Consider the following 19,887-nt stretch of genomic DNA (forward strand, 5'->3'; position numbering starts at 1 on the left):
ATGGTTGTCATTGGTCATTGGTCATTGGTCATTGGTTATTGGTTATTGGTCACTTGTACAGAGTTTCAACTGCGCGGTAATCGAGCGAAGTCGAGATTCAACTACCGCGTAGTCGCTGGCGTAGCCTCTCCAAAAGTTGTATTGGTCATTCACAAAGGACAAAGGACAAATGACTAATGACTAAAAATCATGACTGAATAACTGTATTGGGGGAATTACGGGTTAAAAGACCATCTTCCATTTCGACGATGCGATCGGCTATGTCTAAAATGCGGTTGTCGTGCGTAACTAACAAGATTGTAGTTCCCTGATTTTTGGCTAGACTCTGCATTATTTCCACGACATCGCGTCCTGATTGTTTGTCTAATGCTGCTGTTGGTTCGTCTGCTAGAACCAAGGGGGGACGATTCACCAAGGCGCGGGCGATCGCAATTCTTTGTTTTTGTCCACCAGAAAGATTGTCTGGGTAGTAATCAACTCGTTCTTCTAGACCGACAGATGCCAGCATAGCTTTTGATTTAGCCACTGCTTCTGTTTGAGAAATATTATCGTTCAATTCCACTGCCATTTGCACATTTTGCTTGGCTGTCAAGAATCCTAGCAAATTGTGAGCTTGGAAAATATAACCAATGTTGCGTCGCATCTGCACTAATTTGTTTTGACTAACGCCAATAAGTTCTTCACCTAAAAATTTTAAACTTCCTTCTTGTACAGACCGTAAACCACCAATTAAGCTCAGTAATGTTGTTTTACCTGAACCTGATGGCCCGGTCATAATCACAATCTCACCTGGATAAATGTCTAGGTTGATGTCAAATAATATCTGTTTTCTCAGTGCGCCTTTGCCATAGAAGTGATTGAGATTTTTAATGGCGATTACAGGTTCTTTTTCCATGATATTTTTGTTATTTATAAATTAGTAGTTCCAAACTTTAACTGTAGTGACTTTCAAAAATTAAATTTGCTTGTTTTTTATCATAAGCCAAAATTATTATTCATATTTTTTAATTAACATTGTATTAATTAAAAGATATCTGCTGGATCGGCAGAGCGTAATTTTCTAACTGCGATCGCACCAGAAATAATGCACATTAGCATAGTCAAAATTAATACCATTACCGCTCGTTCAAAACTCATAAAAACTGGTAAAAGTGTTGCATTTCTGGCGCTGCTATACATAAATAAGGCAAAAACTATTCCAGGTAAATAGCCTAAAACTGCTAATAATAAGGCTTCTTGAAGAATGACTGTCAATAAATAGTTTTGTGTGTAACCTATCGCCTTGAGAGTAGCATACTCAGCTAAGTGGTCTGCAACTTCTGTATAAAGAATTTGATAAACAATCACAGTTCCCACAATGAAACCCATGACAGTCCCTAATGTGAAAATAAAGCCAATAGCTGTACTATTCGCCCAGTAACTCCGCTCAAAATCAATAAATTCTTGTTTAGTTAAAACATTTACTTCATTAGGTAAATACTTTCGTAATTCTTGGGCAACAACATTAGCGTCGGCTCCCGGTTTTAATCTAATTAGCCCAATATCAATTAATCCTTTTTGGCGATTGCTGAATATTCGCAGAAAGTTGAGATCGCTTGTAATTAAATTACCATCTGCACCAAATGATGCACCTAACGTAAATAGTCCTTCTACTTTAATTCGCCGCCTTCGTACTTCTGCCGTTACAGGCTTTCCTTGGTCATAATTAGCAGCGATCGGCCCATACTCTACCCTAGAAGAACGGTCAAAGAGAACTACATCAGGTAGTTTAAGTTTATCTAAATTTTCCTGAACTCCAGGTAAATTAACTAGGTTAGTTTCTGGGTTCATTCCAAAAATTAGGATACTCCGAGGACGCCCGGTTACAGGATTTTTCCAGATTGTAAAGTCCAAATAGATCGGATGTACAGATTGAACTGCGGGTAATTCTAAAGCTTTATATAACCGTCGCTGAGAAAAGCTTCTCATCGCCAATATAGCGTTAGATTGACTATTAATTAAAACAATATCGCCTTGCAAACTGTTATGGAATCTAACGTTACTATAATACAGAGCATCTCGAAAGCCGAGTTGCATAAACATTAAAATATCGGCAAAAGCAATTCCTGCTAATGCCACAGCTAGGCGAGTTTTTTCCCTTGTCAGTTGTAGCCATGACAGAGGTATTTTTTGATTCATTTTATAGGCATCCAAGCAGAGTTCAGATAATTCGTAATTCGTAATTCGTAATTCGTAATTAAGAGCATTTTCAATCCAAAATATCAAGTTGTACATTGGTATTGCTGCTCACCTATAACTTAATTAGTTATTAATATCCACAAGAACTTTGGCGTAAGTTAAACCAGAAACTTTTTGGCTATCTTCTGGAGACAGAGCAATTTTAACTTCTACTACTCTGGCATCCACATCTGCGGCTGGATCTGTATTCAGTACATCTTTTTTACCAATTTTTCTGCCAATTTCAGTGACAGTTCCTTTTAATTCACCGTTAAATGCGCCGTTATCACTGGTGATAGTAGCATTTTGACCAAGACGCACTTTACCAATGCTGTCTTCAGCGACTTCAGCAATTACAAACATTTGGTTAGTTTGGCCAAGTTCAGCAATGCCATTTGCGCCGATCGCTTCGCCTGATTTGGCGTAAACCTTTAAAATTTCTCCAGCGATTGGTGCTTGAACGTAGCTTAACCTCAGTTCTGCTTCGGCTTTTCTGACATTTGCGATCGCATTGCTAACTTGGGCTTGCGCTACTTGCACATCGGTAGGACTAACATCTAAAATTCTGCTTAGTTTGGCCTTTTCTTCATCGATTTGTCTTTGCAAAGTTGCTAAAGTTTTATCACGATTAACTCTGGCTTCGATTAACTGCTGTTGCAAAGTTGCTAAATTTTGTATTTGGGTAGCTCTGGCTTCGGCAAGTTGCTGTCGCAAAGTTGCCAATGTCTGCTTTAGGGTAGCTTGGCTTTCAGCCACCTGTTGATTAGAAGTTACTGCACTCAAGCGTCTTCTGTCCCGCTCTTGCTGAGAAATAGCACCTTCTTTGTATAAATAATCATAGCGTCCGGCATCGACTTGAGCATTGCGCTGTTCGGCTTGAATACGTGCAAGCGTTGCTCTTAGAGCATCTCTTTGCCCACTAAGTTCAGCTTCTAGGCGATTCACGGTTGCTTGTTGGACAAGTTTATCACCACTTAACTGAGCTGCAATCCGCGCGATCGTTGCTTGCCCTGCATTCCTTTCCCCAATTAACTGCGCTTGTAGGCGAGCAATAACTGCTCTTTGAGCTTGAATATCTCTTGGAGAGCCAGCCCTGACTTGCGCTAAATTCGCACTGGCTTCTTGGACTTTCGCTTTTGCCTCTTGTAGTCCGGCTACTTGGGTATCGCGGTTGTCCAAAATTGCCACAATTTGACCTTGCTTTACCCGTTCACCCTCTCTCACTAGAAGTTGCTGAATTCGTGACGATGGCGCTAATCCTGATGATGGGGCGGACAATTTAACAACTTCGCCTCGTGGTTCCAAACGCCCTACAGCACTAATGCTATTGGTAGATGGCATTACGGGTGCGGATGTAGTTAGTTTTCTTAACTGCTCGATTTTAGCCGTACCTAGTATGCCAGCGGCGATTACTACTGGCACGGCTACAGCGATACCCCACCAAATCTTAGGTTGTTCATGATTTAGTGTCTGTTCACTTGGTTTCGGCTTTTCAGTCACCCTTGACATAGTATGTTGCCCATTTACCTGAATTGTGCTGATGGAAGTAAAAATAAAAAGGTTTTTAATCAACAGCCAGCTGTTAGGACAAACAACAGTGGTTTCAAGCTGGGTATGGCTTAAAAATCCATTGTGTGATGAACGTTCAACACTATGGCTTTACAAAATGGTGTTTTCTATAGCCGCTCATTATGTATGCAATACACTTTGCTCTCTCTCCAAACCTCTCTCCTAAAAGGAGAGAGGCTTTGAAGCTTACTTACTCCCCTTCCCTCGTAGGGAAGGGGCTGGGGGTTAGGTCTGTATTGAAACCCAGAAACGCTATAGTAGCTGACTATTTAATAACTCTGAGTATTATTGAGACATGAGTGCAATGGAAGTTAGCTGAATTCACAAGCAGTATGAATTTAGATATAGAGACGCGATATATCAGGTCTCTATAAAAAATTCTAAATTGGTATGATGCGCTACTTTACTGCTACATTTACTACGGCTATAGTTGGTCACAAAATTGAAAAGAAATATCAAAAATAGACTGTTGCCTTTGTTGGACACAATCTTGCTAAAAAAGTTAGTCTTCCTTAAGTCAATCAACGATTAACTAACTAAAAAATGTCTGTCAATTTGAGCATTCCTAACATCACATCAGAGTTTCCTTAACTTTCTGGTCAATGAGTTAGCTGTCTCTAGTTGTTTGCACCTACCAAGACAACAAACCATTTTGTGATATTCGCTTCAAAGACCTTACTATTCTCCTTGTTGCTGTTTTGGAACTCCATAAAACTCTCGTTGAATGAATTCTACATTTATCCATTAGCTGAAAACGTAGCAGAGCCTACAGATGGGAGAGATGAGGGTGATGGAGGAGATGATTAAGTTGGCAGGTCGAATAAAACTGTGGTCATATAATTTTCTGCCCAAGCTGGGCCAAAGGCTTTTTCAAGTACGCGGCGGGTTTTATCGTTTTGCTGCTGTTTAGTGCAGTAGTTGTGTTGTCCGGCAAGATTTTGGGTGACTTGTTCAACTGAAACAGGATGTGACGCGATCGCTTGGATGCAATGAATGTCTAAAAATTCTCGCACCCGCGAGAGAAACATTGTTTCTTCTTCAGGGGAACTGGGGCGGACAAAGATGCAAAAATCAGAAAAAATATTTCCCCATTCTGGTAATTCACGGGGTTGGGAAAAGTTAAGCACTGTTAGCTGTGTCAGCGCCGAAGTATAAGATTCTGGTAAGGTGCGTTCTGCTTGAATAGGAGAAAGGTCTGCGATCGCTGCACTAATTTGACCTCTACCCCCAACTAAATCGCAACCAAACATCGGCAGGTTGTATTCTGGGCGAGGAAACATAACGCAGTGCAAAATATCCAGCATATTTCCGATTTTTGCCAGTTCCAAGTGCATTTTCCGAAACTGGGGCGTTTGATAGCAACGGTTTTCAATCGTCAGTTTTTCGCCTTCTAGTCTACCTTCCACATACCCCAACTCATTAGGCAAATGGTAAGGGGATAAATCCAGGTGCTGATGCCAAGCTGCCTCAATACAATCAGCTAGCTGACGAATTAGGGGATGTTGTTGCTCACGCAGCGAGGGCATAGAAGTAAATGACATATTCTAGTTGGGAATGCGATCTAGTGGCCAGTCTACAACCTGTCGTGCCATACCTGTTGTGGTCTGCAATATAAGCAAACACTTACACCCAGCCAACGTAAATTTATAAGACAGATACTTTTCAGAAGGATTATTTATTTTGTAGTCTAGGTTACAGAATTAATTTTGGATTAGCCCATTCGTAAAGGCTAATAGAAAGCTATGAAACTAGATTCTCGTAGACCAGATTTTGCTGTGCAACCAAAAAGACAGAATCTGGAAGGTTTGCAGCAGTTAAGAGCTTCTACTTGGGTAAACCTTTTGCAACTTCCCAACCCCTTTAGTTTTGACGAAGCACTTTTATTGTGTCCGGTTTCAGCAGATGAGTGGCTAGCCTGGATTCCAGATCATGGCGAAGCAATACTCAATATCAGGCAATTTAGTTATTAGTTATAGGTCATTGGGCATTGGGCACTGGGCATTGGTTATTCACTTTGGGCAAAAGACAAATGACAAATGACAAATGACAAATGACTATTGCTGCCAGAAATCAGTGACATTGTATCCCAATTCACTTAACATCTGCCGCAGCAGAGGTAAACTGAGTCCAATTACATTGCTGTGGCAGCCTTCAATTTTTTCTACAAAGAAACTACCAAAACCCTCAATGGCAAAAGCACCAGCACACTTGAGAGGTTCACCTGTAGCAACATAAGCTTTAATTGCTTTTTCGCTCATTTGAGCAAAGTAAACTCTTGTGACTTGAGACTTGACTAAAGTACGGTTTTGCTGATGGTCAATTAAGGCGTGACCTGTGTACAAGTCGCCAAAGTTACCTTGCATTATCTGCCAACGAGCGATCGCTTCAGAGAAGTCTGCCGGTTTGCCGTAAATTTCACCATTGATGGACAAAACTGAATCACAACCCATAACCAAAGCTGATTTAAACTGTGGGGCTACAGTTTCCGCTTTATACTGGGCAAGAGTTTTAACCAATTCTGCTGGTTCACTTAGTTCAATTTGCGACTCATCAAAGTCACTAGGTTGAACTATTGGTTCAATACCAACAGTTTGCAGTAAGCGGCGTCGGGCTGGAGAAGCTGAAGCAAGTACAAAAGGTGGAATTTTCATGAGATTTTAGAAAAATTATTAATTGGGCATTGGGCATTGGGCATTGGGCATTGTAATTAAGTTTCTTTTTTATTCCCCATTCCCCATTCCCCATTCCCTACTCCCTAATTAATAAACAGAAAAAGAATTAACAACCTCATCAATCATTCGTTTAACTTTTTGCCAGCGTTTTTCAGGAATTGAGGCGTTGAAGGTAAAAAGTTTACCACGGCTCACAGCAACGCTGGCGATGTTGTGTCGTTCCTGTTGATTGGGGAGTTTAACCTCATACTCTAAAAGGTAGTATGTTTTACCGTCTACTTCTCGCTGGGCAGCATTGACTAATTCAGCCGAACGACCAGAGTCAGGAGGCGCGAGAGCTGCTTTTCCTAATTTGTATCCTACTTCTGTTGGGGTTCCCAATTCTGACAAAGTTTTGCCTTCTGGAACTGGGCTAATCACAACCGAAACATTTTCAGACACCTCAATCAAATCGTGGAAAACCACATCTGGCCCATCGGCAACTTTAACTGGCAGCCAGCCGTTAGGATATAAAAACTGATAGCCATCACCACTGTCTACAAAGCTTTTAAGTCCAGCCGCAACCGCTACATCCGAATTACTCAGACTGAAGCTCAACACTAATAGCAAAATTAATACAATTCGTTTCCACATTTATATAGATTCCTTTGGGCTGGAGATAACACAAGGCTTGCATCATTTCTCGTCTTTATTCTCCCATCAACCGGGACGCTTCGGATAATAAATACATTAGATGGTGAGGTATCAGTGCTTAAAGTTCCCAATCATATTAGTCTTTCCAGTTTGCTGATAGTGGAAAGCAAACATAGAGCTTCATAATGAGTTTTATCATCATGAAGCTCTATGTTCAGTAACGCCTAATTATAAAAAAGGAGAGGCAGATAATTCTACCTCTCCTATACAGGGATAGACAAATTACTTCAACTATCCCATGATTAATTCCAACTAACTAGACTTAGTATCTATTGCCTTTGTTGGGTTTGTGAACAATAAAGCTAAGAACTTGGCACTGCTTGATGTTGTCAAAACCCACAACACGGATATAGCTGTTGTTAAATTGAGAACGGCATCCTTGAACTTCGCTCAATACTTCTTGAGTAGATTTAGCACCGAACAAAGGTAGTTTCCACAGTGTCCAATATAATTCTGTTGGCTCAGAAGTTTCGTTAAACTCGATCGCAGGAATGTAACCTTGATTCAAGATGTACTGGACTTGTTTAGCGATTTGAGCATCAGACAGAGGGGGAAGATAAGAAAGGGTTTCGTAACGACGCTCTTTTGGTAAAGTTTGCATAGCTTTTGATAATGGGTTGCGATTTTTACTACTGGGTTGGCTGAACTAATTGGATGAGTTATCCAAATTCGGATCTGAAGTTGCTTGCTGTTCTGGTTGCAGACTGGGGTTAGATGTGTCTACTACTTGTGTGATGCGTTCTAAATGCTGGCGACGTTGCTCCATGTTGCCTTGCTGAATGCCAGTGCGAACCATTTCCGGTAAAAATTCTGCAATTTCTTCGGCAATGTGTTCTCTGACAGTCATGATTCGCAAAGCCAAATCTGGTTTTTCTCGCAACAGTTGCTCAATGAATGACTCACCATTTTGAATTTTGCCAGACGAAAAGTTATGCAACCAAAGTTCTAATGGCGGATTAGTTTCGCCTAGCTGTGCCAATACTGTCCTTAGAGCCTGATAAGTCAGATAGCTTTGGAGAGTTTTGGCTGTGTCCTTCGCAATTTGCTTAAGATTCATGCTTGACCCCAGCCGTGAAGAGTTATGAGTTATGAGTTACGAGTTATGAATTAATGCAAAGCAAATCCTAACTCTTGTACAGACGCGATGAATCGCGTCTCTACTTCTAACTCTTAACTCTTAACTGTTAACCCAGATCAGACGGTATCCATTGCTTCAAACTCGAACTTGATTTCTTTCCACAGTTCGCAAGCAACAGCCAGTTCAGGAGACCACTTGGCAGCTTCGCGGATGATATCGTTACCTTCACGAGCCAAGTTGCGGCCTTCGTTACGAGCTTGAACAACAGCTTCTAAGGCGACGCGGTTAGCGGTTGCACCAGGAGCGTTACCCCAAGGGTGTCCCAGAGTACCACCACCGAATTGTAGTACGGAGTCATCACCAAAGATTTCTACCAGCGCAGGCATGTGCCATACGTGGATACCACCAGAAGCAACTGCCATTACACCAGGTAGAGAAGCCCAGTCTTGGGTAAAGTAAATACCACGAGACTTGTCTTGCTCAATGTAGTTTTCACGCAACAGGTCAACGAAGCCCATTGTGATCCCGCGCTCACCTTCCAACTTACCAACGACTGTACCAGTGTGGATGTGGTCGCCACCAGACAAACGTAGGGCTTTAGCCAATACACGGAAGTGGATACCGTGATTCTTTTGACGGTCAATTACGGCGTGCATCGCACGGTGAATGTGCAGCAAGATACCGTTATCGCGACACCAACGAGCCAATGTGGTGTTAGCGGTGAAACCTGCGGTGAGGTAATCATGCATGATGATGGGCTGTTTGAGTTCTTTAGCGTACTCAGCCCGCTTCAGCATTTCTTCACAGGTAGGAGCGGTAACGTTTAGGTAGTGACCTTTAATTTCACCGGTTTCTGCTTGGGCTTTGTTGATAGCTTCAGCTACGAACAAGAAGCGATCGCGCCATCTTTGGAATGGTGCGGAGTTGATGTTTTCGTCGTCTTTGGTGAAGTCCAAACCACCGCGTAAGCACTCGTATACAGCGCGTCCGTAGTTCTTAGCGGAAAGACCCAATTTGGGCTTAATGGTACAACCCAGCAAAGGACGACCGTATTTGTTTAACTTGTCGCGCTCAACTTGGATACCGTGAGGAGGCCCTTGGAAGGTCTTGATATAAGCTACTGGAAAGCGGATATCTTCTAGACGTAATGCACGCAGAGCTTTGAAACCAAATACGTTACCGACGATTGAGGTCAATACGTTGGTTACAGAGCCTTCTTCAAACAAGTCCAAAGGATAGGCAACGTAGGCAATATATTGGTTGTCTTCGCCGGGAACTGGTTCGATGTCATAGCAACGACCTTTGTAGCGATCGAGGTCGGTGAGCAAATCTGTCCACACAGTTGTCCAAGTACCTGTGGAGGATTCAGCCGCAACAGCCGCACCTGCTTCTTCGGGAGGAACACCAGGCTGAGGTGTCATACGGAACGCAGCTAGAAGATCGGTATCTTTTGGTGTGTAATCCGGTGTGTAATAAGTTAGTCTGTAATCTTTAACCCCGGCTTGATACCCAGATTTGCTCTGAGTCTTCGTTTGAGCGTAAGACATAATTTTATCCTTCCCTGAAATCACTCTTTTTAATTATCAAATCACGTTTTGTGCAACTTCCCCTCACCCCGCTCTTGCCCCCCTTGAGCGAGGGGAAGATCGGAAAAATTTTTTGTTAGGAGTTGCCTTTGGCAAAGGTTAGCAGTTTTTTTGCGGCGGACACAATGGATAGCGGTGGTAGCCCTCCTCACCAGTGTTTTCCCCTTCTAGGGGTACACGACCTAGCGCTTCTACTGTTCCCTCTTGCTAAAAATCAAAATTCTTTTTTACCTCTTCTTCGCACCCAACTAAACCTTCTCTTCTCAATTTCACCAAAACTTCCGCACTTTGCGGCTTGATTTAGATAATTCCCCCATAAATTCGGGTATTTAGGGGATTGGGCTGGCTGGCACACATTCCCGCCTTTACACTCCTTATATCTTTCCCTTTGATGGAAAAGACACCAGAAAAGAATTTACTTGACAGAGATTTAGCAGAGTGGTGAGCAAAAGATAAAAGAATTGCACACCACGTAATTTGTAACTTGTTTCACAATATATCAAGAATTCGATAAGTTATTCTTTGAAAGTTTTTAACTTATCTATTTAATTTTGTTATTACATAAAGATTTAAACTTTTTGTTACAAATACTTTACAAAATGTCATTAATGATATTTGGGGACTGGGTATTGGGTAATGAGAAAGTATTCCTAAATATTTATTTCCTAGTTCCCAGTCCCCAGTCCCCAATCCCCAATCCCCAGTCCCCAATCCCCAGTCCCCAGTCCCCAGTCCCCAGTCCCCAGTCCCCAATCCCTAATCCCCAATCCCCAATGTTTAAAAAATCCCAGCTAGGGGAACACTGAAATTAACCCAAAGCCAGTTTAGGTAAATGCTATGGGTACTGTCTCCAAAGGAAATGTCACCGTGGTATTGTTTTACAAGCGTACTAGTTTATTAATTACTTCTATCTTGCTGGGGTTGATAGCTTTGCCAAATATGGGATGGGCGCAAAAAACCCCTGACATTAATTCATCTGATGTAACCCCCGCTTACCCAGCTTCCGCACCGCCACCGCGAGTAGAATCTTTGCCTAATGAGCGGGGAGTTGAAGAAAATTCGCCAAAAACTGATTATCGTGTTGGTAATTTATTGGGAGATGTTACAGGTAATCTTTGGGTAGGTTCTTGGCGGGGATTATCGCGGATCGATCCTAAAACCGGCAAGATTATTTCTCGTGTTAGCTTACCGAATGTTGCCATTGGTGCTTTAGCCCAAGACAAAGTAGGACGTTTGTGGGTAGGAAGTTATGAGGGACTAGTTCGAGTTGACCCCCGCACTAACGAAATCACCGCACAAAATTTATTTTTGCCTTCTAAACGCGTGTTGTCACTGTTACTTGACAAACGGGGTTATTTGTGGACTGGAACCGATAGCGGTTTAGCTCTCATTAGTCCCGACCAAGGCTTGATTATGACAACATTAAAAAATCTGCCTGGTGTCAGTGCTAATGCCCTGACTTTAGATGCTGAAGGTCAATTGTGGGTTGGTACTCTGGATGGATTGGTACGGGTAAATACTGCTAGTGCTGTGGTTATGAAGCGAATAGCCGATTTACCAGGGACAACTGTACAAGCTTTAGCTATTAGTCCAGAAGGGTTAATTTGGGCAGGAATGCCGAATAATTTGCTAGTTATTAACCCAAAAACTGGTGCAGTGTTGAGGTCTGTAACCCGCTTGCGTGGGCGTGATGTAACGGCGATACGTTTTGCTAAAGATGGTAGTGTCTGGGTCGGAACTAATAATGGTTTGTTACGATTAGATCCAAATACAGGTGCCGTATTAGATGGAGAAGTTGCTGGACTTCCTTCTAGTCGGGTTCTTACCCTTGCACCTGACATCGGCAATAAATTATGGATTGGTACTAGTGAAGGTCTAGCGTGGTTAATGCCCAAAACGGACAGTGCAAAACCCCATATTGCTTTCAGTCGCGCCGTTAAATGATTAGTCATTTGTCCTTTGTCATTAGTCATTTGCTAAGGACAGAAGACAAAGGACAAAAAATCCAAAATCTAAAATCTAAAATCTAAAATTGGCAATGGCAATCACTACCCAGCAATTAATTCAATGGAAACAACAGGGACGTTCAATTGTGGCGTTGACTGCCTGGGATTATGCGATCGCTCAACTCCTGGACGCAGCTGGTGTAGACTTAATCCTTGTGGGTGATTCTATGGCAGTAGTTCTTGGGTATGAAACAACACTGCCGATAACTTTGGATGAGATTATATATCACGCCAAAGCTGTGCGTCGTGGGGTTAAACGGGCATTAGTAGTTGTAGATTTACCATTTCTAACGTATCAAGAAAGTCTCCAACAAGCGATGCACTCAGCTGGGCGGGTACTAAAGGAAACGGGCGCTCAAGCGGTAAAATTAGAAGGTGGCTATCCAGCAATGGCCGAAACTGTGGCTCGTTTAGTAGAAGCCGGAATTCCGGTAATGGGTCATGTGGGTTTGACACCACAATCGATACATCAACTGGGTTTGCGACAACAAGGTAAAACACAAGAAGCCAGTGAGAGAATTTTACTTGAAGCGATCGCTCTCGAACAAGCGGGTGTATTTTCTCTCGTGTTAGAGCATATCCCCGCAGATTTAGCAATGCAGATTTCACAAAAATTAAGTATTCCCACAATTGGTATCGGTGCGGGAATTCACTGCGATGGACAAGTTTTAGTTACCTCAGATATCCTCGGACTTGCCCAGAAGCATCCACCATTCGCCAAAGTTTACACGAATTTGCGCGAGACGATTACCAAAGCTGTACAAGATTATGCTGTGGAAGTGAGAGAAAGGAAGTTTCCATAACTGAATTTATCTAATCTTTTGCAATTTCTCCAAGGAATAACTTGTAGCTAAGGGATAATAATTACATTTGCTTATAGATGCACAGTTATGATCTGCTGGCTAAATCCAGCTTGCCACAATCCGCCCAATCCAGATCGCACAATGTTTTGCTCTAATTGCGGCACAGGATTGGTAGTGTTGAGAAACCCTATCGCCCAATTCAATTACTAGGAAGTGGGGGATTTGCTAAAACCTATTTAGCAGAAGATTTAGACAAGCTGAATGAATATTGTGTTATCAAGCAATTTGCGCCGCGAGTACAGGGAACTGCGGCAATAAACAAAGCCACAGAACTATTTGAGCAAGAAGCAAGGCGACTGCAACAACTAGGAGAACATCCGCAAATTCCGACGCTGTTGGCGTACTTTGAAGAAGAAAATAATCTGTATTTAGTGCAGCAGTTTATCAACGGGCAGAATTTATTAGCTGAATTAAAACAACAGGGAACTTTCAACGAAGAAAAAATCTGGGAAGTTTTGCTTGATTTATTAAATATCCTGAAAAAGGTTCATCAGCACAAAGTTATTCACCGCGATATCAAACCAGAAAATATCATTCGTCGCAGCACTGACGGCAAGTTAGTGTTGATAGATTTTGGGATTTCCAAGCAACTCACCATGACAGTTATCACTAACCCAGTAACAAGAATTGGTTCCCCTGGTTATGCGCCATTAGAACAAATACAGGATGGTAAAGCTTATCCAGCAAGTGATTTATATAGTGTTGGTGCAACTTGCTTTCACTTACTGAGTGGAATTCACCCTTGGATAATGTGGGAACAACAAGGTTATGGGTGGGTTTCTTCTTGGCGGCAGCATTTGCAACAACCACAAAGCAGCGAATTAGAGAAGATTCTTGATAAGTTACTGCAAAAAGATTATCAGCAACGTTACCAATCTGCTGAGGAAGTTTTACAGGATTTTAGTTCACCGTCACCATCACTTTCAACAGTACACCCAACTCAGCCAGTAGTTGAAAATCAACCAGCATCATCATTCCCTGCTACATTGCTTCATCAGCATCAAACTGGAACATCACCAGCACCAGTAAAGCCAAAAGTACCGCTACAAAAGCCATCTAGACAAAATATTAATTGGAGAACAAGATTATTGGTGGGTGCTGCTATTACAATAGTTGAAACTCAAATCTATGGTTCTGTTCGCTATGGCTTGTTTCCAACTAATCCGATATCTATAATTGCCAGCATACCAAGCGGAGTTTTATTACAAAGAACTCTCACAAGGCATTCTGGCGGGGTTTATTCTGTTGCCATTAGTCCAGATGGCAAAACCCTTGCAAGTGGTAGTGCTGACAGTACCATCAAACTGTGGAATATCCCAAGAGGAGAGCTAATCCGCACCCTTACAGGGCATTCTGGCTTGATTTATTCCGTCGCCATCAGCCCAGATGGCAAAACCCTTGCTAGTGGTAGTTTTGACACCACCATAAAACTGTGGAATCTGGCAACCGGAGAACAAATAGGCACTCTCACAAGGCACTCTAACTCGGTTTATTCCGTCGCCATCAGCCCAGATGGCAAAACCCTTGCTAGTATTGCTGACAACACCATCAAACTGTGGAATCTGGCAACCAAAGAGCAAATCCGCACCCTTCCTTCGGAACGCTACGCGAACACCGGACATTCTAGCTTTGTTTATTCCGTCGCCATCAGCCCAGATGGCAACACCCTTGCCAGTGGTAGTCTTGACAACACCATCAGACTGTGGAATCTGGCAACGGGAGAGCTAATCCGCACCCTCAATAGGCATTCTGACGGGGTTATTTGCGTTGCCATCAGCCGAGATGGCAAAACCCTTGCCAGTGGTTGGCAACAGGAGAAGAAATCCGCACCCTAACAGGGCATTCTGACGGGGTTTTTTCCGTCGCCATCAGCCGAGATGGCAAAACCCTTGCCAGTGGTAGTGCTGACAACACCATCAAATTGTGGAATCTGGCAACAGGAGAAGAAATCCGCACTCTCAATAGGCATTCTCAGGGGGTTATTTCCGTCGCCTTTAGCCCAGATGGCAAAACCCTTGTTAGTGGTAGTGATGACAAGACCATCAAAATTTGGCGGCTAAAGTAGTGAGTGCTGCGATCGCTGTTTTGAGTATTTATCTGAATACAGAAGAAGTAACCTAAACTAAAATCAATATGGTTGGCTCATATTAGCCTCGATATAGGAGACGCATTTGTTGGCGAAGTTAAACACGCTCTCAATCGTATAGTAGAGAATATTCCAATTGTTAGTGCACATACAGCATTTGATGCTTATTCAATTACAAGACTTTGGTGATATTGACTTTAATTGAGCAAATATAAGTGTGAAAACTGACAGCATCTTTTATCGTCTGTTTCAAGAATTTCCCCATATCTTCTTTGAACTGATTGGCAACTCAGGCGAGACAGCGAATCTCTACCAATTTTCTTCAGTTGAAGTCAAACAAACAGCTTTCAGAATTGATGGTGTATTTCTGCCCATCCAAGATCGAGAAGTGCCGATTTATTTTGTCGAGGTTCAATTTCAACCAGACATAGAGATTTACTTACGCTTAGTATCAGAAATTTCTTTATACTTACGCCAAAATAGACGCAAAAATCCTTGGCGAGGAGTGGTGATTTATCCCAGCAGAGATATAGATATAGGTGAGAAAGAAGATTTCATAGAATTCTTCCACAGCCAGCGTATCAGTAGAATTTACTTAGATGAATTAGGCTCAACTGCATCCTTACCAATAGGCATTGCTACGATAAAATTAGTAATTGAAGACGAAGATACAGCCATTAACAGCGCCAAGGAATTAATCAACCGCACCCAGCAAGCATTAAATTTGCAACTTCCACAAAAACAATTATTAGAATTGATTGAGACAATCCTAGTTTATAAATTTCCCAAAATGAGTCGCAAGGAGATAGAAGCAATGTTTGGCTTAAGCGATTTAAAGCAAACGCGGGTTTACCAAGAAGGACGTTTAGAAGCAAAATTAGAAGCTGTACCTAAACTTTTAGCATTGGGTTTAACTGTAGAACAGATAGCGCAGGCCTTGGATTTAGATGTTGCACAAGTCCAGCAAGTAGAACAGCAAAAGCGATAACTTCTCTGCGAGACGCTACGCGTAGCTTGCTTCCCCGTAGGGGTACGTTAAGCTTTGCTAACGCCGGAATAATTGCGGCGATCGCACATTAATCAAGATTATCTGGGTTTATGCCAAGCGATATCTAAAGTTACGTTAAGTTATAATCAGCAGTCCAACATTTAAAACAAATGAACTGGAAACTTGACGAAGCACAACAAAAACTGCTAGAGGTGATTGATGCGATCGCATCAGAACCTCAATTAATCTTCAAGCAGGACAAATTAGTTGCTGCGATCGTAGAACCTAAACTTTTTCAAGCCTTCCTTGCTTGGCATCAGCAACAAAAAGTCTCTTCCTTCGCAGACGCTTTTGCAGAATTACGTCAAATCTGTGCTGAAGAAAATTATATTTTAGAAACTCCTGCACGATGTAGCGATCGCCCTATTCCATTTGCTGAGGAAAGTTAAAGAAATAAGGAAATAATCGAGAACATAAAAAACCCCGACTTGATAGCCGAGGTAAATGGGAGAAGTCCAAATGTCGATGGGATATTGCAAAACCGAAGTCTGTTTTTCTTAGTTAACACCCAACGCAACCAAAACTATATAGGTAATAGACAAGGTGCAATTTTAGCTATGCGGTTTACTCTAGGGCTTTACTAAGCTATGTAAATAAATATAACAATAATATTACAAATGGTAAACTAGACTTGACAAACAAAGGCTGATATATTTTATAAGGAATACTTATCAAAACAGTACGATCGGCAAATAAAACGGGTTACTGGGTGGATAGTGCAATGAAAACGAGAACCGATGTTTTGGGGAGTAGAAAAACTAAGCGATTAGCTGCACAATTCAGGGTAGGTGGAATTAAGCCAGAGATTTGAGAAGCTAGCTACTAGATCGCGAAAGTCTTTACAATTCCTTTGTTGACTCAAAAAGTATTTCTCGACCTATGACGAATCAAGCTCCTATCCCGGTTATTGTCAACGGTGCTGCTGGCAAAATGGGCCGTGAAGTGGTTAAGGCGGTGGCACAAGCGCCTGATTTAAACCTAGTGGGTGCAATTGACTACAGTTTAGAACATCAAGATAAAGATGCCGGAGAGTTGGCGGGTTTAAGCGAACCTCTGGAAGTGCCAATTACCAATCAATTAGAACCGATGTTGGGATATGTGGCTGGTGACAGACAGTCTCCTCCAGGGGTGATTGTAGACTTTACCCATCCCGATTCAGTTTATGACAATATTCGCAGTGCGATCGCTTACGGTATTCGTCCTGTAGTCGGCACTACTGGGTTAAGTCCAGAACAAATTCAAGATTTGGCAGATTTTGCCGACAAAGCTAGCACTGGTTGCCTAATTATTCCTAATTTTTCCATTGGCATGGTACTGTTGCAACAAGCTGCGATCGCAGCCTCCAAATATTTTGACCATGTGGAAATTATCGAACTGCATCACAACCAAAAAGCTGATGCACCCAGTGGTACTGCTATTCAAACGGCGCAGTTATTAGGAGAATTCGGTAAAACTTTTAATTCTGCTGTTGTAGAAGAAACGGAGAAATTACCAGGAGCCAGGGGCAGTATCGCAGATGAAGGAATTAGAATTCATAGCGTCCGCTTGCCGGGATTGATTGCCCATCAGGAAGTGATTTTTGGCGCAGCAGGGCAGATTTATACTTTACGACATGATACGAGCGATCGCGCTTGTTATATGCCAGGAGTGCTACTAGCGATTCGCAAAGTCTTAGCGCTAAAGTCGTTAGTATATGGATTAGAAAAGATACTTTAAACTCACTATTGGGCATTCATTACTTAGCACTCATGTTAGTACCACTGACTCGCCAGAAATTTGAACAAGTTGTCCCCCTAATTGCCACTGGTTTGCAGTACAAGTACTACTGGGGGAAATTCTCAAATTTTTTGCAACGGCTGTTAATTTCTGTAGTTGCGGTAGTTGTTATTTTGCTTGTAACAGTTATTTTCAAGCTTGAGTTTGCTTCAATAGTATTTGTACTAGGGGTAATTAGCGCTTTTTTTTGGTTGTGGTATCCAGTGTTTCAAGCAAGTATGCGGAATTTACAATGCCGTCGTTATAAGTACGGCGGCTTTTTCCGTGGTCGAGTCCTAGATTGGTGGATTACAGACCAGTTGATAGGTAAAACCGAAACAGTCAACAACAAAGGCGAATTGGTGATTGTAGAAAACCGAGAAAAACAGATAAATTTAGAGGTAGGTGATGACACAGGATTTAGCATTGAGTTTGTAGCGCCATTACGTCCTGCCCACAAAGTTATTACTCGCGGTCAAATTGCAGAAATGGTAGTGATGTCAAATCGCCCAGATTTGAGCAGTATTGATGAATTTAGCGATATATACTTTCCCAATCGTGACCTGTGGGTTAGCGATTATCCTTATCTGCGTCGGGATTTCTTTAACGAAGTCGGTCGTCGCTTGCGTGAAGACCAACAACAAAAGCCGCGTCGGCGGCGTCGTAGAGTAGAGGATTGAAGAAGTGATTACTAGACGACCTACACCTTGCATCTACGTAGGGTTCAAATCATTTAATAATTACGAGATTACGAGCTAAATATCGCCAATATCTCGGCAGGTTGCTCTCAACCGCAAAAATTCTCAATGGTTGTCCAAGAGGTTAGAGCATTTAAATTCGGGATAAATCTTTCCTGCCTGATTGCTAACGAGAGCATCCCACTTTGATGAGTTTTCCTTGCAAGCGATAAGTCACTGTCCCACAGGCAAAACCTGCCGACTTAGATTCTACATAAGGCCGTGTCGGCGGATTTTGTCTATCTAACCGCGATTTCCAATTGCCAGATATTTTTTTTAGAGTGGGATACTTGCTTAAAAATTGTGAGCCTGCAACAATATCGTGAGGCCCTTTAACATTTATTTTAGAGCTATTCATGTAAATATTATAATCATAAACAGCGTTTTTATTTTTAGTCTTATTATTAATATTTTTTCCAGGGAAAGCATAAAGAATGTTCCTAAGAATTCTGACATCAGATGATGTATAAGCAAATATTTGCCCGCCATTAAGTTCTGGACTTTGATTATTTAAAACAGCTGTGTTATTTACAATATCAACATGCTCGCTTAAAAATGCATGAATACCCGATCCACCATTATTAAATGCAAGATTATTTTGAACTAAAGTGTATCCTTTATATGCATCCAATTTGGAGTTATTTTGATCGTTTCTAGAACTATCGATAATAATACCATTACCGTCTGTGATCTTTCCGACTGCAATCCAAGGGATGTACATACGATTGTTGTAGGTTTTGTTGTTAGTAACAAACATCTTGTATCCCCGCTTATTGTCAGAGTTCCAACTATTCAAAATTGAAATGCCACTGTTACCATAAACGCTATACCAGGCATTATCGAACACTTCGTTATTATCTATTGTCACATAGTCCGATTGAATAGCGGAAATGCCTGCTCCTCCACACTTATGTACTTTGTTGTTGACAATACGTATATGGTGACTATGACCATTTGTTCGTCCATCCACACTGATGCAGTTTCCATTTGTTAGCGGGTTTTGTTTGTTAGTCTTCTGACTCATCGCATAATCAAGGGTTATATTGGCATTATTTCCTATTACCTCCAGCCCATTTATCTCGATATATGAAGCTCCATTTGAAATCGAGATACCGTTCCATGTATTGTGCTGAATTTTTGGGAAATGACCGGGATATGCTTTATACTTAATCCATGCATTTGCAGTTCCAGAACGTCTAATACTTACTGCACTACCAGCTTTTCTTAAATTTGTGTACACTCCGTTCATAATCAATACTGTATCGCCAGGGTTAGTCAGATTTGCTGCCTTTTGAATTGTTCTAAAGGCGGATGAAATAGAGAGTCCGCTATTTGTGTCATTTCCAACACCACTAACATAGTATGTTTTTGGAGTTGCCCTAATACTGATTAGCTGACGGTTGGATAAAATAATTTCCTTGTTAGTAGATACCTGACGAACGTTTTTAACTAAAGATACTTTTATTCCCTCTCCATCAGCCAAAAGACTTAATACCACAGGAATTGTAAGATATGCACTTAAATTGAAACCTTGAATTACCACAAGAAAAGGCTCCTTGAACGGCACGACTTCAGAA

18 protein-coding genes and 1 pseudogene are annotated in these 19,887 nt (G+C 41.8%); 9 read left to right on the top strand and 10 right to left on the bottom strand.

Going from position 1 to position 19,887, the window contains the following annotated elements:
* Entirely contained in the window at positions 1 to 177 is a 177-nt protein-coding gene (locus RMZ95_RS00465) for a hypothetical protein (protein WP_322673507.1), read from the top strand.
* A gap of 10 nt (positions 178 to 187) precedes the next feature.
* Here the strand turns inward: RMZ95_RS00465 and RMZ95_RS00470 are convergent, their stop codons facing one another.
* The 4 genes from RMZ95_RS00470 to RMZ95_RS00485 all read right to left on the bottom strand — a co-directional run bounded on the left by RMZ95_RS00470 (position 188) and on the right by RMZ95_RS00485 (position 5,327).
* Positions 188 to 895 carry a DevA family ABC transporter ATP-binding protein gene (locus RMZ95_RS00470; protein ID WP_322683127.1) on the bottom strand — a complete coding sequence of 236 codons (708 nt, stop codon included), beginning with the start codon at positions 893 to 895 and terminating at the stop codon, positions 188 to 190.
* Between the two features lie 128 nt (positions 896 to 1,023).
* Positions 1,024 to 2,178: an ABC transporter permease DevC gene (devC, locus tag RMZ95_RS00475; protein ID WP_322683200.1), complete on the bottom strand. Its 1,155-nt coding sequence runs from the start codon at positions 2,176 to 2,178 to the stop codon at positions 1,024 to 1,026.
* Positions 2,179 to 2,301: 123 nt separating this feature from the next.
* The gene (locus tag RMZ95_RS00480) at positions 2,302 to 3,726 is read right to left on the bottom strand and encodes an HlyD family efflux transporter periplasmic adaptor subunit (RefSeq protein ID WP_322673509.1); all 1,425 of its coding nucleotides are present in this window, start codon (positions 3,724 to 3,726) and stop codon (positions 2,302 to 2,304) included.
* 863 nt (positions 3,727 to 4,589) lie between these two features.
* A complete protein-coding gene (locus tag RMZ95_RS00485) occupies positions 4,590 to 5,327 on the bottom strand; it encodes a phycocyanobilin:ferredoxin oxidoreductase (protein ID WP_322673510.1) in 738 nt (245 codons plus the stop codon).
* Between the two features lie 201 nt (positions 5,328 to 5,528).
* On the opposite strand from RMZ95_RS00485, the gene RMZ95_RS00490 reads away from it, so the two are divergent.
* Positions 5,529 to 5,756, top strand: coding sequence for a hypothetical protein (locus RMZ95_RS00490; RefSeq protein WP_322683126.1), 228 nt, complete (start codon positions 5,529 to 5,531; stop codon positions 5,754 to 5,756).
* Between the two features lie 84 nt (positions 5,757 to 5,840).
* On the opposite strand, the gene RMZ95_RS00495 is transcribed toward RMZ95_RS00490, so the two are convergent.
* The 5 genes from RMZ95_RS00495 to RMZ95_RS00515 all read right to left on the bottom strand — a co-directional run bounded on the left by RMZ95_RS00495 (position 5,841) and on the right by RMZ95_RS00515 (position 9,776).
* Positions 5,841 to 6,437 (bottom strand): nucleoside triphosphate pyrophosphatase, encoded by a 597-nt coding sequence (locus tag RMZ95_RS00495; protein ID WP_322683125.1) that lies wholly within the window; start codon positions 6,435 to 6,437, stop codon positions 5,841 to 5,843.
* Between the two features lie 108 nt (positions 6,438 to 6,545).
* Complete coding sequence (gene psbP / locus RMZ95_RS00500) at positions 6,546 to 7,091, bottom strand: photosystem II reaction center PsbP (protein ID WP_322683124.1); 546 nt, start codon at positions 7,089 to 7,091, stop codon at positions 6,546 to 6,548.
* A 322-nt stretch (positions 7,092 to 7,413) separates the two neighbouring features.
* A complete protein-coding gene (locus RMZ95_RS00505; protein WP_322683123.1) occupies positions 7,414 to 7,752 on the bottom strand; it encodes a ribulose bisphosphate carboxylase small subunit in 339 nt (112 codons plus the stop codon).
* A gap of 45 nt (positions 7,753 to 7,797) precedes the next feature.
* Entirely contained in the window at positions 7,798 to 8,208 is a 411-nt protein-coding gene (gene rcbX / locus RMZ95_RS00510) for a RuBisCO chaperone RbcX (protein ID WP_322683122.1), read from the bottom strand.
* A gap of 137 nt (positions 8,209 to 8,345) precedes the next feature.
* On the bottom strand, positions 8,346 to 9,776 hold the full coding sequence (locus tag RMZ95_RS00515; RefSeq protein WP_322683121.1) for a form I ribulose bisphosphate carboxylase large subunit: 1,431 nt from the start codon (positions 9,774 to 9,776) through the stop codon (positions 8,346 to 8,348).
* 876 nt (positions 9,777 to 10,652) lie between these two features.
* On the opposite strand from RMZ95_RS00515, the gene RMZ95_RS00520 reads away from it, so the two are divergent.
* The 7 genes and pseudogenes from RMZ95_RS00520 (at position 10,653) to RMZ95_RS00550 (ending at position 18,253) form a co-directional block, all read left to right on the top strand.
* On the top strand, positions 10,653 to 11,759 hold the full coding sequence (locus RMZ95_RS00520; RefSeq protein WP_322683120.1) for a two-component regulator propeller domain-containing protein: 1,107 nt from the start codon (positions 10,653 to 10,655) through the stop codon (positions 11,757 to 11,759).
* Positions 11,760 to 11,853: 94 nt separating this feature from the next.
* The gene (gene panB / locus RMZ95_RS00525) at positions 11,854 to 12,624 is read left to right on the top strand and encodes a 3-methyl-2-oxobutanoate hydroxymethyltransferase (RefSeq protein WP_322683119.1); all 771 of its coding nucleotides are present in this window, start codon (positions 11,854 to 11,856) and stop codon (positions 12,622 to 12,624) included.
* Positions 12,625 to 12,711: 87 nt separating this feature from the next.
* Positions 12,712 to 14,749 (top strand): annotated as a pseudogene (locus RMZ95_RS00530) (protein kinase domain-containing protein).
* Positions 14,750 to 14,987: 238 nt separating this feature from the next.
* A complete protein-coding gene (locus tag RMZ95_RS00535) occupies positions 14,988 to 15,758 on the top strand; it encodes an Rpn family recombination-promoting nuclease/putative transposase (RefSeq protein WP_322683118.1) in 771 nt (256 codons plus the stop codon).
* A gap of 170 nt (positions 15,759 to 15,928) precedes the next feature.
* Positions 15,929 to 16,207, top strand: coding sequence for a prevent-host-death protein (locus tag RMZ95_RS00540; protein WP_322683117.1), 279 nt, complete (start codon positions 15,929 to 15,931; stop codon positions 16,205 to 16,207).
* Positions 16,208 to 16,697: 490 nt separating this feature from the next.
* Positions 16,698 to 17,534 carry a 4-hydroxy-tetrahydrodipicolinate reductase gene (gene dapB, locus RMZ95_RS00545; RefSeq protein ID WP_322683116.1) on the top strand — a complete coding sequence of 279 codons (837 nt, stop codon included), beginning with the start codon at positions 16,698 to 16,700 and terminating at the stop codon, positions 17,532 to 17,534.
* Positions 17,535 to 17,566: 32 nt separating this feature from the next.
* Positions 17,567 to 18,253 carry a phosphate ABC transporter permease gene (locus RMZ95_RS00550; protein WP_322673520.1) on the top strand — a complete coding sequence of 229 codons (687 nt, stop codon included), beginning with the start codon at positions 17,567 to 17,569 and terminating at the stop codon, positions 18,251 to 18,253.
* Positions 18,254 to 18,437: 184 nt separating this feature from the next.
* On the opposite strand, the gene RMZ95_RS00555 is transcribed toward RMZ95_RS00550, so the two are convergent.
* On the bottom strand, positions 18,438 to 19,853 hold the full coding sequence (locus tag RMZ95_RS00555) for a right-handed parallel beta-helix repeat-containing protein (RefSeq protein WP_322673521.1): 1,416 nt from the start codon (positions 19,851 to 19,853) through the stop codon (positions 18,438 to 18,440).
* Positions 19,854 to 19,887 lie beyond the last annotated feature (34 nt).

This window comes from Nostoc sp. DedQUE07 (assembly GCF_034530975.2).
In the GTDB taxonomy this organism is placed as follows: domain Bacteria; phylum Cyanobacteriota; class Cyanobacteriia; order Cyanobacteriales; family Nostocaceae; genus Nostoc.